Origin of the sequence: Agrobacterium albertimagni AOL15 (assembly GCF_000300855.1) — a bacterium.
In the GTDB taxonomy this organism is placed as follows: domain Bacteria; phylum Pseudomonadota; class Alphaproteobacteria; order Rhizobiales; family Rhizobiaceae; genus Allorhizobium; species Allorhizobium albertimagni.
The window spans coordinates 256308-271838 of record NZ_ALJF01000008.1; the positions used below are offsets into that span (position 1 = coordinate 256308).

General features: G+C 62.7%; 14 protein-coding genes. 9 read left to right on the forward strand and 5 right to left on the reverse strand.

Annotated features, from left to right (window positions below; genetic code table 11):
• Positions 1–68 precede the first annotated feature (68 nt).
• Both QWE_RS10865 and bcp read right to left on the reverse strand, forming a co-directional pair.
• Positions 69–914, reverse strand: a complete 846-nt coding sequence (locus QWE_RS10865; protein ID WP_006726167.1) for a ferritin-like domain-containing protein — start codon at positions 912–914, stop codon at positions 69–71.
• A gap of 1 nt (position 915) precedes the next feature.
• On the reverse strand, positions 916–1383 hold the full coding sequence (gene bcp, locus QWE_RS10870) for a thioredoxin-dependent thiol peroxidase (RefSeq protein ID WP_006726168.1): 468 nt from the start codon (positions 1381–1383) through the stop codon (positions 916–918).
• A 122-nt stretch (positions 1384–1505) separates the two neighbouring features.
• Between bcp and QWE_RS10875 the strand changes: the two genes are divergently transcribed.
• On the forward strand, positions 1506–4919 hold the full coding sequence (locus QWE_RS10875; protein ID WP_006726169.1) for a YhdP family protein: 3414 nt from the start codon (positions 1506–1508) through the stop codon (positions 4917–4919).
• A 12-nt stretch (positions 4920–4931) separates the two neighbouring features.
• Here QWE_RS10875 and QWE_RS10880 read toward each other — a convergent pair whose 3' ends face one another.
• Together QWE_RS10880 and QWE_RS10885 are read right to left on the reverse strand one after the other, a co-directional pair.
• Positions 4932–5624, reverse strand: a complete 693-nt coding sequence (locus QWE_RS10880) for a cobalt-precorrin-6A reductase (RefSeq protein ID WP_006726170.1) — start codon at positions 5622–5624, stop codon at positions 4932–4934.
• Entirely contained in the window at positions 5614–6750 is a 1137-nt protein-coding gene (locus tag QWE_RS10885) for a cobalt-precorrin-5B (C(1))-methyltransferase (RefSeq protein WP_006726171.1), read from the reverse strand. The genes QWE_RS10880 and QWE_RS10885 overlap by 11 nt, the downstream gene beginning before the upstream one ends.
• Positions 6751–6857: 107 nt before the next feature.
• Here QWE_RS10885 and cobA point away from each other — a divergent pair, with 107 nt between their 5' ends.
• The 4 genes from cobA to cbiB are packed head-to-tail and all read left to right on the forward strand — an operon-like array spanning position 6858 to position 10988.
• The gene (cobA, locus tag QWE_RS10890; protein WP_006726172.1) at positions 6858–7715 is read left to right on the forward strand and encodes a uroporphyrinogen-III C-methyltransferase; all 858 of its coding nucleotides are present in this window, start codon (positions 6858–6860) and stop codon (positions 7713–7715) included.
• A complete protein-coding gene (locus tag QWE_RS10895; RefSeq protein WP_006726173.1) occupies positions 7712–9013 on the forward strand; it encodes a cobyrinic acid a,c-diamide synthase CobB in 1302 nt (433 codons plus the stop codon). The genes cobA and QWE_RS10895 overlap by 4 nt, the downstream gene beginning before the upstream one ends.
• Complete coding sequence (cobD, locus tag QWE_RS10900) at positions 9010–10014, forward strand: threonine-phosphate decarboxylase CobD (protein ID WP_006726174.1); 1005 nt, start codon at positions 9010–9012, stop codon at positions 10012–10014. The genes QWE_RS10895 and cobD overlap by 4 nt, the downstream gene beginning before the upstream one ends.
• Positions 10011–10988 carry an adenosylcobinamide-phosphate synthase CbiB gene (cbiB, locus tag QWE_RS10905; RefSeq protein WP_006726175.1) on the forward strand — a complete coding sequence of 326 codons (978 nt, stop codon included), beginning with the start codon at positions 10011–10013 and terminating at the stop codon, positions 10986–10988. The genes cobD and cbiB overlap by 4 nt, the downstream gene beginning before the upstream one ends.
• Positions 10989–11060: 72 nt before the next feature.
• Here cbiB and QWE_RS10910 read toward each other — a convergent pair whose 3' ends face one another.
• Positions 11061–11786 (reverse strand): Crp/Fnr family transcriptional regulator, encoded by a 726-nt coding sequence (locus QWE_RS10910; RefSeq protein ID WP_006726176.1) that lies wholly within the window; start codon positions 11784–11786, stop codon positions 11061–11063.
• Between the two features lie 191 nt (positions 11787–11977).
• Between QWE_RS10910 and hemN the strand changes: the two genes are divergently transcribed.
• The 4 genes from hemN (at position 11978) to QWE_RS10930 (ending at position 15519) form a co-directional block, all read left to right on the forward strand.
• Positions 11978–13327, forward strand: a complete 1350-nt coding sequence (hemN, locus tag QWE_RS10915; RefSeq protein WP_006726177.1) for an oxygen-independent coproporphyrinogen III oxidase — start codon at positions 11978–11980, stop codon at positions 13325–13327.
• A 105-nt stretch (positions 13328–13432) separates the two neighbouring features.
• Entirely contained in the window at positions 13433–13711 is a 279-nt protein-coding gene (locus tag QWE_RS10920; RefSeq protein ID WP_003502893.1) for an acyl carrier protein, read from the forward strand.
• A 27-nt stretch (positions 13712–13738) separates the two neighbouring features.
• Positions 13739–14212, forward strand: coding sequence for a 3-hydroxyacyl-ACP dehydratase FabZ family protein (locus tag QWE_RS10925; RefSeq protein ID WP_006726178.1), 474 nt, complete (start codon positions 13739–13741; stop codon positions 14210–14212).
• A 101-nt stretch (positions 14213–14313) separates the two neighbouring features.
• Complete coding sequence (locus QWE_RS10930; RefSeq protein ID WP_006726179.1) at positions 14314–15519, forward strand: beta-ketoacyl-ACP synthase; 1206 nt, start codon at positions 14314–14316, stop codon at positions 15517–15519.
• Positions 15520–15531: the final 12 nt, after the last annotated feature.

Consider the following 15531-nt stretch of genomic DNA (forward strand, 5'->3'; position numbering starts at 1 on the left):
GTCCGATCCGCCGTTAGCAATTACGCATAATTAGGGTTAATGAAGCGTTAGGCGCTTGGAATTGCGTGTCAAACCGACGAGTTGTTCTTCGACGACAAGGATCGGTAGAAGGACGGCGTCAACCCGGCTTCGGCGCGGGCGACGTCGTTGAAAGGGGCCTTGAGCTGGCCGCGAAAATTGGCCCGAACCAGATCCTGGAAGGCTTTCGCCGGATCGCGCTTCTCGCGGGCGCAGAGGAAGCGGAACCATTTCGCACCGACAGCGACATGGCCTTTCTCGTCGTCGTAGATGACCTTCAGGACATCCGCGCTTTCGATGTCGCCCGTTTCGCGCATCTTGTCCTGCAGCGACGGTGTCACGTCGAGCCCGCGGGCTTCGAGGATGAGCGGCACGACGGCGAGGCGGGCAGTTAGGTTGTTCTTCGTCGAGTGAGCCGCCTGCCAAAGCCCGTCATGGGCGGGCATGTCGCCATAATCGGCGCCCAGTTCCCGCAGGCGGTCGCGCACCAGCCGGAAATGCTTGGCCTCCTCATAGGCCACCTTCATCCACCCATCGAAGAAGGAATGCGGCACCGGTTCGGTGGCGAAGCGGGCGACGATGTCGAGGGCGAGATCGACCGCATTGAGCTCGATATGGGCAAGGGCATGCAGCAGGGCGATGCGGCCGGGCAGGGTGTGCAGCGACCGCTTTCCGACGGCTTTAGGCGGCACGAGCTCGGGTTTTGCCGGGCGGCCCGGCCGATCGGGAAGCGGCGGATCGAGCGGCGAGCGCAGCGACAGGCGGCGCTCGTGCCAGCGGATCGCAGCGGTCTGGGCGAGCGCCGTCTTCTCGTCGAGGTCGGCGCTCTGGATTGCGAGGGTGGCAGCGCCGCGAAGGGAGTGAAAAGCCGTCTCGGGCTGCGTTGTCTCCAGCATGTCAGAGGGCCTGTGTCGCCTTCAGCACAGCCTCGGCATGGCCGGGAACCTTCACCTTGCGCCAGACCTCGGCAACCTTGCCGGATTTGTCGATCAGGAAGGTGGAGCGTTCGACACCCATATAGGTCTTGCCGTACATGCTCTTTTCTTTCCAGACGCCATAGGCTTCCAGTGCCTTGTGCTCCTCGTCTGCTGCCAGCACCACCGAGAGGTTATGCTTGGCGGCAAATTTGTCGTGGCTCTTCACCGAATCAGGGGAGACGCCGATGACGGTCGCGCCGAGCTTCGCGAATTCCTCTGTCAGGCCTGAGAAGTCGACGGCTTCGGTCGTGCAGCCGCTCGTGTCGTCCTTGGGGTAGAAATAGAGAATCACCGACTTTCCGGCGAAATCGGAAAGCGAAACGGTGCCGCCGCCATTGCGGGGCAGGGAGAAATCGGGGGCCATGTCCCCGGCAGCCAAATCCGTCATGGGATAACCTTTCTTTTGCCCGTTTTGTGGGTGATCGTGGGCGACTTCGATATATAGTCCGCTCCGCAGTCGTCCAGAGCGACTTGTTAGCGGCATCGATCGACGGAGACAATCACCAGGACATGTCGGAGATCCGGGGCGAAAAGCTACGGTTTCGCAAGCGGGACATTGTGCCGCTGCATGCTCTTCCGTCTGCCCAGGCCGAGGATCCCCTCATCGTGCATTGTCCGCCGCCGAAGCGATCGCTGTTTCGGCGCCTGGTGCGGGTGTTGGCCGGCTTCGCCGGGCTCTGGGTCGTGGTGTTCTTTGCTGTCTATGCCGTGGTCGAAAGCGGCACCCTCGATGCCGCCCTTGCGCAACGGGCCCAGGCTGTCCTCAACAATGCCCTCGGACCGCAGTTCACCGCCAAAATTGGCGGCACGGAAGTGCGCTTTTCCAATGGGATGGAATTGTCCGTCGAGGCGCGGGATGTCACGTTGCACGAACAGGCGGGCGGCGAGCGGGTTGCCCTGACGAATTCGGTCCGCTTCATCCTCGAACCATTGGCGCTTCTGGGCGGTCGGTTCTCCATCCGCGAGATCGTCAGCGAGGGCATCGATCTCGATGCGACGGTGCTGCCGAAGGGGGAGCCTGTCGACATCTCGGATTGGCGGATAGATCATATTCCGGCCCGGTTGGCAGATGCCTTTGCCGAACTCGACCGGCTGCAGGGCTTCATCGCCCGCGGCGGTCTCGACCGCATGCGCCTTGCCGGACTGGAGATCGCCTCCACCAGTGCGAGCGGCCGGCCAATGACGCTTGCGATCGACGACATCGTCCTGGAGCGGGGCGATGACGGTTCGCTTTCGATCTTCGGTGCGGTCGCGGTCAACGGACAACAAACGGAACTGACGGCGCTTACGACGAATGTCGATGGTCGGGCCGAATCGCTGACGATGCGCGTTGCCGATATGCGGGTGACCCCGTTCCTGCTGCGACGTTCCAGCACGGGCGAGGCGCGCCAGGGGATCGAAGGTTCGGCCGAATTGCTGCTCAATGCTCGGCGCGAGGCGCCGGATCAGGGTGCCAGCGTCTCGCTTGGCATCAACATGCAGAAAGCCGGCTTCTACTCCGACGGCCAACGGCAGGAGATTACCGATGCCCGTCTCAAGCTCTCCTACGACTTCGCCAAGGGCACGATCGAGCTTGCCGACTCGACCGCCCGTTTCGATCAAACCATCTTTCCACTGTCCGGCGGCCTCATCGATCTCGACCGGTTGCCTGAAGGCAGCAGTTTCGGCAAGGGTTTCGGCATCGATCTCGTGGTCACCGATGGCCGAGCGAATGTGCCGAGCGCCGGCGAAACTCCGTTCCCCTTTTTCCTGAAGGGCTACGGCCGCTACCTCGTTGAGGAAAACCGCCTGCAACTCGACACGCTCGACGTTTCCACGCCGTCAGGCAACATGCGCGGCAAGCTGCAGGTAGGCTTCGGTGGAACGGGGCCGGAGATCCGGTTCAACGCCGTGGTCGAGAACATGCGCACCACTGTGGTGAAGCAATTGTGGCCCTACTGGATTGCCTCCAAGCCGCGGCAGTGGGTTCTCGAAAACCTCTATGGCGGCATGATCCCCAAGGGTACGATCGATGTCTTCATTCCTCAGAACCGCCTGTCGATCGATCCGACGCCGGTGCGGCTCAATGCCGACGAACTGAAGATCGGGTTTGATCTGGAAGATGCGCGTCTCAATCTCACAGGCGAACTGCCGCCGCTGCGTGACGTCTATGGCCGCTTCGATATGGTCGGCGAGCGGGTCGACGTCGCCATTCGCTCGGCCGGGTCCTTCTTCCCGTCAGGCCGCATGGTCAAGCTGGAGAGCGGTCGCCTGGTGCTGCAGGACGCCTATGAGAAGCCGCTTATGGCGGATATCGACCTCGATATCGCAGGTGCTGCGGATGCGGTGGCCGAACTCGTTTCCTTCAAGCCGATCGAAGCGCTGAAGGTTGTGGACCTCCAGCCTTCGGACTTTTCCGGCAAGGTTCGCGGGAAGGCGAAGATCCGCCTCGGTCTGGTGCCCGATCAATCGCCACCCGAACCGAGCTGGACGGCGGAGGTCGCGCTCGACGACGTGGATGTGGCCAAACCCTTTGACGGGCGTCTCATCGCCGATGTCACCGGATCCCTGTCGGTCGATCGCGACAAGGCCAAGCTCGCTGCATCGGCGAAAATCGATGACGTCCCCATGGAGGTGAACCTCACCGAACCGGTGCGTCGCGGCGAAGGCGCTGTTCTCCGGGAACGGGTGGTCACCGCGACGCTCGACAATGTGGCCCGCGAAAAGCTTGCGCCGGGCCTCGGTGAGATCGTCAATGGAGCGATCAAGCTGGAACTTCGCCGGATCAATGAAACGACCCAGGCCGTCTCCGTTGATCTCCGATCCGCGACGCTGACCATTCCCTGGGTGGGGTGGTCGAAGGGGCAAGGCATCGGCGCAACCGCCAAGTTCGAGTTGGCCAAGGACGGAAAGCTGTCGCTGATCCGCAAGTTCGCTCTGGATGGTGAGGGCTTCGGCGCCTCCGGCGACATGACCGCGGATGATACCGGGCTTGTCGCCGCCAATCTGTCTCGCGTCCGCCTGTCGCCGGAAGACGAGGTGGCGCTGACCGTTCGTCTCAGCAAGGGCGTTTATTCGGTCGTGGCCAATGGCCGCGCCTTCGACGCTCGCTCGCTAATCTCCACCTTGCAACAGCCGTCCAGCGATAGCGGCGACACAAAGTCCTCGCGAACTTCGCTCAAGATCGAAGGGCGCTTCGACCGCGTGGTCGGGTTCAGCGGCGAGCAGTTGTCGGGTGTTTCAATCATCTATGGAGCGAGTAAAGGCCGGATCAGTGCCGTCGACTTTTCCGGCGTCACGGGAAGCGGTCAGGCGCTGGTCGCTAAACTGCGTCAGCCTGAAGGCTTGAGAGAACTTTCCGTCACCACCAGCGATGCCGGTGCCGTCTTGCGTTTTCTCGACGCCTACAAACGCCTCGGCGGCGGTCTTGCCAACCTGCGCCTGACGGAAACCCGCGACGGCGCCTGGAGCGGCAATCTCGATCTGCGCAACTTCCAGGTTGAAAACGAAGAGCGGCTCCAGACGATCGTCTCCGCGCCGACCGGTGCCGACGGACGCAGCCTCAACAATGCCGTTCGCAGCGATATCGACGTGAGTTCCGCCCGCTTCCAGCGTGCCTTTGCCCGTCTGTCCCTAGTCGGCGGTACGCTCAGCGTCGAAAACGGCATCGTGCGCGGCGAGCAGGTGGGCGCGACCTTCCAGGGGATCGTGCGCGATCAATCCGGACGCATCGACCTGACCGGTACCTTCATGCCGGCCTATGGGCTGAACCGATTGTTCGGCGAATTGCCTGTGATCGGTGCCATTCTCGGCAATGGGCGTGACCGCGGCCTGCTCGGCATCACCTTCAAGCTGACTGGGCCGACGATGAAGCCCAATCTGGTGATCAACCCCCTGTCGATCATCGCGCCGGGTGTGTTCCGCCAAATTTTCGAGTTCCGCTGAACGGGCTGACCTTCAGTCGCGCTCGAGCATCACGACCGGCAGGGCAAGACGTCGCGCCGCGAGGATCTTGGCGTAACCTGCTGGACCTCCCGAATTGCGACAAACCAGATGCGTGACCCCATATGCCGTGAAGAGGTCTGCCTCACGGTCGGGATCGCTTGCCGGTTTGCCGAGGACGAGGGTGTAATCCGCGAAGGCGAGTGGCATCTCCGGCGCATCGACCATGCGGACCACGAAGCGGCAATCGTCGCGCCCGACGAAGGCGTCCAGATATTGCCGGCCAAGGGCGAGGAACACCGTCGCGCCCGACGGCAAGACCTCGGCCGCCGCCTCGAGCGTTGTCACGCTCCTCCAGCGGTCTCCCGGTTGCTTCTGCCAGCGCGGGCGCAGCCGCTGTTCGAGCGGCACGCCTGATATCGCCGCGGCTTTGATGGCGTTTTCGCTGATCCGCCGCGCAAAGGGATGCGTGGCGTCGATCATCCGGTCGAAGCCCTCCGTTCGCAGATAGACAGCCAGACCTTCCGCCCCTCCGAAGCCTCCTATCCGAACGGCGCCCGCAGGCAGGATCGGGTCATTCGTCCGCCCAGCAAGTGAGGTGGTGACAAGATGGCCTTCGGCGATGAGCCTTTCCGCCAGAAGACGGGCCTCGGCCGTGCCGCCGAGGATCAGGACTTTCTGCGGTGCATGCTCTGTGTCAGGTGGCATGGGCGATGATCGTTCCCTTGCGATCGGTGACGATGATGTCGACCGCCACGCCGCTGTCGCGCAACACACCTTCGGCCGTCCGCTTTGCCGCCTGGGCAACGGCAGGGGCGATGGCGGTGCCCTCTCGCGTCATGATTTCAAGCACTTCGAGCGCAGTATTCGCATTTTCGACAGTTCGCCGGGCAGAGTCTGTGAGAATATCGGTGCAAGGCATTGAAAGAAAGAAATGATTGTCAATCTGACTGCGTGAGGAATGCAGGTCGAGGGCGCCCTGGGCCAGTTTCGTCATCTTGGCGAAGCCGCCGGCAATCGTCAGCCGCGGGACAGGATGGGCACGCAGGTATTTCAGCAATCCGCCGGCGAAGTCGCCCATGTCGATCAGGGCGCCGTCCGGCAGCTTGTGAAAGATCTGAGCTGCTTTTTCCGAGGTCGAACCGGTCGCACCGAGCAGATGGGTGAGACCTTCGGCCCGTGCCACGTCGATCCCGCGGTGGATCGAGTGTATCCAGGCGGCGCAGGAGAAGGGATGCACAATGCCCGTTGTGCCGAGAATGGAGATCCCGCCGAGAATGCCGAGCCTCGGGTTCCAGGTGCTTTCTGCGATCTGTGCGCCGCTGGGAACGGAGATCTTCACTTCGAGATCCGGGGTGACCTCATGGGCTGCAGCAATCGCTTCGATCTCCGCGGTCATCATGGCGCGGGGCACTGGATTGATCGCCGGCTCTCCGACGGCAATCGGCAGACCCGCTTTGGTGACCGTGCCGACCCCGTCGCCAGCCACAAAGCGGATGCCGCTTCCGGGGGGTAGGCGCGTCACGGTCGCGATTACGGTGGCACCATGGGTCACATCCGGATCATCACCGGCATCCTTGACGATGCCCGCAAAAGCGCTCTCACCGTGGAAGCCTTCACGGGCGAGCGAAAAGGCAGGCGTTTCGCCTTTCGGCAGGGTGATCGAGACCGGGTCCGGAAAGTTGCGCGTCAGGAGGGCCGTGAAGGCGGCCTTGGTCGCAGCCGTCGCGCAGGTGCCCGTAGTCCAACCATTGCGCAAGGGGGCGCCTTCCGGCTTTTCAAGCCGGTTGCCCTCGGTCGCATTGCTGGCAGCCTGTTTCTCGACGTCACTCATGGCTCGCTTATAGGCGAGCCGGTGGTCTTGAGGAAGGCATGTGGCCGAAGGTTTGGGGCGGAAAGAGCCATGGCGGAATTGCATTTTTGCCGCACGAGGCCTAGACCATGACCATGAGTGACACGACGCGTCTAGCCCTGCCCACGAGCCTGCCGGCCATCGAGCCCGGTCACGTGTGGCTGGCCGGCGCCGGCCCCGGCGATCCGGGCCTCTTGACGCTGCTCGCGGCCAAGGCACTGTCGGAAGCCGATATCATCGTGCACGACGCTCTGGTGAACGACGACTGCCTCAAACTCGCGCGCAGCGGTGCCATTCTCGAATATGCCGGCAAACGCGGCGGGAAACCCTCCGCCAAGCAGCGCGACATCTCGCTGCGCCTCGTCGAACTCGCCAAAGCCGGTCACCGTGTACTGAGGCTGAAAGGCGGCGATCCCTTCGTTTTCGGGCGTGGCGGCGAAGAGGCGCTGATGCTCATCGAACATGGCGTGCCCTTCCGGATCGTTCCCGGCATCACGGCCGGGATCGGTGGTCTCGCCTATGCCGGGATCCCGGTCACCCACCGCGAAGTGAACCACGCGGTGACATTCCTTACCGGACACGATTCCTCCGGTGTCGTGCCCGATCGAATCGACTGGGCCGCCATCGGTCGCGGTTCGCCCGTCATCGTTATGTATATGGCGATGAAACACATGGGCCAGATCGCCGCCAATCTGATGGCCGCCGGACGCCGGGCAGACGAGGCCGTGGCCTTTGTTTGCAATGCCGCGACCCAGGAACAGACGGTGCTGGAAACCACGCTCGGTCGTGCCGAGGCCGACATGATTGCTGCGGGAATCGAACCGCCGGCCATCGTCGTCATCGGTGAGGTGGTCCGCCTCCGGCCGTCACTCGACTGGCTGGGCGCGCTTTCGGGCCGCACGCTTCTGCCCGATCCCTTCGCCGTGGAGCGGAAAGACACGGCATGAGCGGATTGCTGATCGCCGCGCCGGCTTCCGGTTCGGGCAAGACAGTGGTGACGCTTGGCCTGATGCGGGCGCTGAAGCGGCGCGGTGTAGCTGTGGCGCCCGGCAAGGCAGGCCCCGATTACATCGATCCCGCCTTTCATACGGCGGCCAGTGGCACGGCCTGCCTCAACTTCGATCCCTGGGCCATGCGCCCGTCGTTTCTCCGCGCACAGGCGGCTCAGACATCGCCTGATGCCTTGCTGGTCATTGAGGCGATGATGGGCTTGTTCGATGGCGCGGCCGACGGGAGGGGAAGTGCGGGGGATCTCGCAAGCCTCCTGTCCCTGCCGGTCGTGTTGGTGGTCGATTGCGCCCGCACGTCGCAATCCGTCGCGGCTGTCGCAACCGGGTTCGCCGGTTTTCGGGCTGACGTGCGGATCGCCGGAGTCATCCTCAACCGCGTCGGCAGCGATCGTCACGAGGCGATGCTGCGCGCCGCCATGGCAAAGACCGAGGTGCCGGTTCTCGGCTGCCTCAGGAGTGACCCGCAGCTTTCCCTGCCGGAGCGGCATCTCGGCCTGGTGCAGGCCGGCGAGCATGCGGCGCTCGAGAGCTTCATCGAGCGAGCGGCCGGTGCCATCGATGCGGGTGTTGATATCGATGCACTGCTTTCAATCGCCCAGGCCGCGCCTCGCAGAGAAACCGCGCCGGTGCGCGGCATCGCCCCGCTCGGTCAGCACATCGCTGTTGCCCGCGATCTCGCCTTTGCCTTTTCCTACGCTCATCTCCTGGAAGGCTGGCGGGCACAAGGCGCGACGCTTTCGTTCTTTTCGCCGCTCGCCGACGAAGGGCCATCGCCAGATGCCGATGCGATCTATCTGCCTGGTGGCTATCCGGAACTCCATGCCGGGCGACTGGCCACTGCTGACGGCTTCCATTCGGCAATGGTTGGGGCGGCGGACCGGGGAGCTCGGATCTATGGTGAGTGCGGCGGCTATATGGTGCTGGGCGAGGGGCTCGTCGATGCGGACGGTCATCGCCACGCCATGCTCGGGCTCTTGCCGCTGGTGACGAGCTACGCGACACGCAAACGGCATCTCGGTTATCGGCAGCTGAGATCGCTCGCGCCGGATCTGTTCGCGGGCAGCTACACCGGCCACGAATTCCATTATTCCACGGTTGTTTCAGAAGGCGCGGCGGACCGCTTGTTCGAGGCCGAAGACGCCTTGGGCGAACCGCTTGGTGCCATCGGGCTGAGACGCGGGTCCGTTGCCGGCTCATACATGCACCTCATCGATGTCGCGGGCGAGGGCGCATGAGCGGGCCGATTCAGCATGGTGGCGGTCTCGCTGCCGCTTCAGCCCTCTATGGCGGGCGCATCGAAGACTGGCTCGACCTCTCGACCGGCATCAATCCCTATCCGCCTGATCTGCCCGAGATCCCGATGCGGGCCTGGCATCGCTTGCCCGATCAGGAACGGGAGATGGCTTCCCGGCAGGCGGCGCAGCGCTTCTATCGCGCGGGCCATCGGCTGCCACTTCCGGTGCCGGGTACGCAATCGGTCATCCAGTTGTTGCCGCGGCTGGTGCCATCAGGCGCGCGGGTTGCCGTGATGTCGCCGACCTATGGCGAGTATGCGCGCGCCTTCACGCTTGCCGGTCTTACGGTCGATGCGGTCAGTGATCTCAATCTGGTCAGCACGGCGCACGGTCTTGTCGTGGTGGTCAATCCGAACAATCCGGACGGACGGCTCCACACACCGAGCGAGCTTCGAGCGCTGGCCGCCGATCTCGCAAACCGTGGTGGCGTACTGGTGGTCGACGAGGCCTTTGGCGACATGCAGCCAGAGCAGAGCCTTGCAGGCGATGACAGTGCAAACCTCATCGTCTTCCGCTCCTTCGGAAAATTCTTCGGCCTTGCCGGCATTCGCCTCGGATTCGTCGTTGCGTCCGACGAAGTCGCAGCTCAGTTCTCGGAATGGCTCGGCCCTTGGGCCGTCTCCGGCCCGGCGCTCGTGCTTGCCGAGCATTTGATGTCTTCCGATACCAGCTTCGTTGCCCAGCAGATCCGACAGCGCGGAGTCGCGCTCCAAGAGGTGCTGTCCGAAGCTGGTCTCGCGGTCCGAGGCGGCACCGATCTCTTCCAACTGGTCGAAGATGCGAGCGCCGGCGAATTGCACCGGCATCTCTGCAGCCGCCAGATCCTGACGCGCAAGTTCGACTATCGGTCGGACTGGCTGCGTTTCGGCCTTGCGCCGGATGAGGCGGGTTATGCGCGTCTCCGCGAGGCGCTCGAAACATTCCGGAGTTCGTCAGCATGAACCACTTGCTGCTCCTTCTCGCAGCCATCGTTCTCGACCGGATCGTCGGCGATCCCCCATGGCTCTGGCAGCGCGTGCCGCATCCGGTGGTGATCTTCGGCAAGGCGATCGATCTCTTCGAGAAGTGCCTGAACAGCTCCAGCTTCACGGCCGAGGGCCGGCGGCTGAATGGTGTTATCACGATCCTTGCGCTGCTCGCCGGCTCGGCGACCGTCGGCATGCTGCTTTCTACCCTGTTCCGCCATCTCGGATTTGTCGGCATCATTCTCGAAGTGATCGTCGTCGCCGTCTTCCTCGCCCAAAAGAGCCTTGGCGATCATGTCCAGGCGGTGGCCGACGGTCTCTTGCGTGATGGTCTCGAGGGAGGTCGGCAAGCGGTTGCGATGATCGTCGGTCGCGATCCGAAGACGCTGGACCAGGCCGGCGTTTCGCGCGCGGCGATCGAAAGCCTATCCGAAAACTTTGCCGATGGTGTCGTTGCGCCGGTCTTCTGGTACGCGGTTGCCGGCCTACCCGGCATCCTTGCCTACAAGATGCTGAACACGGCTGATTCGATGATCGGTCACAAGAATGAGCGCTTTCTGCAATTCGGCTGGGCCTCAGCCAGGCTCGATGATCTCGCGAACTGGCCGGCCGCACGTCTCTCCGCCGGCTTTATTGCTCTGGCTACAGTCTTGAAGCGCGGGACAGGGGCAGGCCGTCGCTCGTTGTCTGCGGCCCTGCGCGATAGCGGATTGCATCGCTCGCCGAATTCCGGCTGGCCGGAGGCGGCGATGGCGGGAGCCCTCGATCTGCAGCTTGCCGGCCCCCGCATTTATGGCGGTGTCAGGGTGAGCGAACCGATGATGCATGCATCCGGCCGCAGCGATGCCGGGCCTGGTGACATCCTTGCGGGTATTGGAGTCTTTTACGCAGCCTGCACCGTCATGGCGGCATTAATCGCACTGATCTGGGCGATCTCGAAAATCATCTGACGTTTCGACTGACAACTTGCTCGGGATCCGGCCTGGCCTGGCCTGGCCTCGGACAGGAGAACGGGCGCCTGGTCAGTCGATCCCGGCTCCGTCGCGCAGTCGATCGAGCTTCGGCACGATGACGTGGCGGTTGTTCTCGATCACGATGATGCCGTCCTTGCGCAGTTTGGTCATCTGGCGGCTGACGGTCTCGATGGTGAGACCAAGGAAGTCGGCGATGTCGGCACGCGACAGCGGCAGATCGAAGGTCTGAGTATCATCGCTTTCCGGGTCGATATGGGTCGCGATCAGGTAGAGGAAGCTCGCGACCTTCTCTTGGGCGGTCTTGCGGCCGAGCGTCAGCATCCAGTCACGGGCCTCGTCGAGCTCTTTCAGTGACTGGGCATGCAGCTTGCGCTCCATGTCGGGTACTTCGCCGACCATGCGGTCGACGATGTTGCGCGGGAAGGTGCAGATTTCCGTATCGGTCGCAGCTTCCGCCGTGATCGTGCTTTCGCCAAGGAAGGGGCGGCCAAGGAAGTCGGGCGCAAATTGCAGGCCGACGATCTGCTGGCGGCCGTCCGCCATCATCTTCGACAGCTTGATAACGCCCTTCAGGATATTGCTGTAGCTGCCGACCTGTTCGCCCTGGCCGATCACCTCGTTGCCGCTGTCGATCCGGCGGCGTATCGAATGCTTGTTCAGTTCGGTCAGCTGGGCGGCGGTGAGGACGGAGCAGAGGCCGCCATGGCGCGCCTCGCAGGATCGACAGACAGCAGGAGCCTCACATTCCGGAAAATGTTTTCTGAAAGTATCCATGGTCTTGCCATCCCGTCAGACCGGCTCCGGACGCCATGCGTCGCCTGCGGTCAGTGCCCAATTCGGGCTTCTGAGTTTCAATAAACTCTACGTGAGAAATGTATCAGCAAATTGATCGAAGTCAAAGGTCAGGACAGTTGACGGCGCTATCTTTGGTCGTAGCTCGACACTTCTCAAGGCAGCGTAAAACCATGCAAAATTCCCTCCTGGCCAAGTATTCAGGCGCTGTCCCTCGTTACACGAGCTATCCCACGGCGCCACACTTTCACGAAGGCATCGACTGCGGCAAATATGCGCAATGGCTCGAGGCGATCACCGCACAGGAGCGGATCTCACTCTACATTCATATTCCTTATTGTGACCGGCTCTGTTGGTTCTGTGCCTGCCATACCAAGCATACGCTGAAGTACGAACCGATCTCGATCTATCTGGAATCGTTGAAGAAGGAGATTGCGGCCGTCGGCGCGCTGGTCAGCCGCAACGCTGCCGTGACGGCGGTTCATTTCGGTGGGGGGTCTCCCACGATGGTCCGGCCGGACGACATGATCGATCTGATGGCAGCACTACGCTCGGCCTTCACCTTTGCCGAGGATGTCGAGATCAGCGTCGAGATGGATCCAAACGACCTCGACGAACCGCGCTACGATGCGCTGGCGACCATCGGCATGACGCGCGCCAGCCTCGGCGTTCAGGATTTCCACCCTGAGGTGCAGAAGGCGATCAACCGTATCCAGACGTTCGAACACACGAAGTCGGTTGTCGAGGCCGTCCGGGCGCGAGGGGTGCATTCCGTCAATTGCGACATCCTCTACGGACTTCCGCACCAGACGGAGGCGACGGTGGCAGAAACCGTGAAGGACATCCTGTCTCTCGCGCCCGATCGGATCGCGCTCTTCGGCTATGCGCATGTGCCGTGGATGAAGAAGCACCAGACGATGATCAAGGACGAGATGCTGCCAGGTCTTGAGGAACGATATGCGCAGATGAGTCTTGCCGCCTCGATGCTGGTTGCTGCCGGCTATGAGCCGATCGGCATCGACCATTTCGCGCTGCCCGACGACCGGATGGCGATCGCCTCCAGGGAAGGGCGGCTCAGGCGGAATTTCCAGGGCTATACCGATGATGCAGCCGAAGCTCTGATCGGGCTCGGTGCCTCCTCGATCGGGCAGCTGCCGCAAGGTTATGTCCAGAACATGCCGGCCACCGGCGAGTATCAGCGCATGGCCGACGCGGGCGGACTGGCAGCCGTGCGCGGCGTCGAGGTCAGCGATGACGACAGGCTGCGGCGTCGGGTGATCGAGGAAATCATGTGCCGCTTTGCCATCTCCTTCTCCGAGCTGCGGCAGGAATTCGGCGATGCGGTCGATGCGATTGCCGCCGAGGCGAAGAGCTTTGCACAGTCCAACCAGGACCGGATCTGCCTCATCGAGGGGGATCGCTTCGTCATCACGGATGCCGGCCGGCCCTTCGCCCGGACCATCGCCGCCGTCTTCGACAGCTATCTCGCCAACGGCAAGGGACGGCATTCGATTGCTGTTTAAGCAACACTTCGGCTCCAAATTTGGATGCCGCACAAAACCACCATTGGCATTTGACCGTGTTTTCCTTATGTGGAACCCAGAATTTAAGACACATGAGGTACTGGCGTGACCGCTACATTCGACAAAGTTGCCGACATCATTGCTGAGACCAGCGAAATCGACCGCGAAACGATTACGCCGGAAAGCCACACCATCGATGACCTCGGCATCGACAGCCTCGACTTCCTCGACATCGTCTTTGCGATCGACAAGGAATTCGGCATCAAGATCCCGCTCGAGCAGTGGACGCAGGAAGTCAACGAAGGCAAGGTTTCGACCGAAGAATATTTCGTGTTGAAGAACCTCTGCGCCAAGATCGACGAACTTCGCGCCGCCAAGGGCTGACCCGTCTCCAAAGGAGCGGACATCGTCATGCTGCTTGAATATTTCCAGATGATTGACAAGGTCGAGAGCGTTGATCTCGGCCTTGGTCGTTTGAAGGCCACGTCGACCGTGCCGATGGAAAGCCCTGTCTTCGAAGGGCATTTCCCCGGCATGCCGCTCGTTCCCGGCGTTCTCTTGATCGAGACCATGGCGCAGGCTTCCGGCATGCTGCTGCTCGCCGTCAAGGACTTCGAGGCCATGCCTTTCCTGATGTCGGTCGATGGCGCCAAGATGCGCACCTTCGTCGAGCCGGGTGCCGTTCTCGATATCGAGGCGGAACTCGAGCATGACGGATCGGGCTTTGCCGTCACCAAGGCGAGGATCACGAGCGGCGGCAAGAAGGTCTGCGACGCGCAGCTGAAGCTTCGCACCATGCCATTCTCCGAGGTGCCGCTCGCTCCGATCGTGCGCAAACGCGCCGAGGAAGTCGGCCTGATGGCCGCGATGGCGGCCCAAGGCTGAGACGCTTTCGGCCGCAAGGGCGCAATTGCTATTGACCTTGGGGCCTTATTCGGGAAAACCCGCATTTTACGCCGGTGAGCCTGCCGGCGAGAGGATTGCATATGGTCAAACAACCGAATGATGTGGTGATCACCGGCGTCGGGATCGTCACCTGCCACGGCACCGGCAAGGACGCGCATCTCGCGCTGCTCTCCGCAAAGACCGCTCCAGAACCGGTGCTCGAGACCGAAAAATTCGCGCCCTACGTGGTGCACAAGCTGCCGGAGATCGACTGGTCGCAGCAGATCGCCAAGCGTGGCGACCAGCGCCAGATGGAAAACTGGCAGCGGCTCGGCGTCTTTGCCGCGGGGCTCGCGCTCGACGATGCCGGCATGAAGGATGATGCAGACGCTTGCGGCACCATGGACCTGATCGTTGCGGCCGGTGGCGGCGAGCGTGACATCGCTGTCGACAGCCTGATCGTCGACGAGGCCCTGAAGCGCAACGACCGCGAAAAATTCCTGATCGAGAAGCTGAAGACGGAGCTTCGCCCGACGCTTTTCCTGGCGCAGCTTTCCAACCTGCTCGCCGGCAATATCTCGATCGTGCACAAGGTCACCGGTTCCTCGCGCACCTTCATGGGCGAAGAGGCGGCCGGTATCTCGGCGATCGCCACCGCCTTTGCCCGGATCAAGGCCGGTCAGTCGACCCACACGCTCGTTGGCGGCGCCTTCGTCTCCGAGCGTCCCGATATCCTGCTGCTGGTCGAAGGCATTCGCGCCCATCAGACCGGACCCTGGCAGCCGCTCTGGTCGCGTGACGGCTCGTCGGGCGGTGGCATGATCCTCGGCACGGTCGGCGCCTTCCTGGTGCTGGAATCGCGCGAACATGCCGAAGCGCGTGGCGCGCATATCTATGCCGTGCTTGACGCTGTCGAAGGCGACCGCGGCAAGCGCGAGGATGGAAAGCTCGAAGCTCGCCTCGGTGGCATGGTGCCGGAGGCGGCCGCCTTGTCTGCAGCTGACACCATCATCTTCTCCGGCGCGTCCGGCCTCGCCGACCTTACGCAACGGGAGAAGGCTCACCTTACGGAACGTTTCGACGGCATGCCGGTGCGTGGCTATGCCGGTTCGATCGGCCACTCCGTGGAAGCCCAGTTCCCGGCAGGGCTGGCCCTTGCAGCACTTACGATCGATGCCGGCGCCACGGTGCCTGCCTTCGATGCTGCAAACGAAGCGGCCCAGGCCGGACCGGCGAAACATGCCATCATCTCCACCGTCGGCTATGTGCGGGGCGAAGGCCTTGCCGTGCTGTCGGCGAATGCGTGAGGAACTAGATCC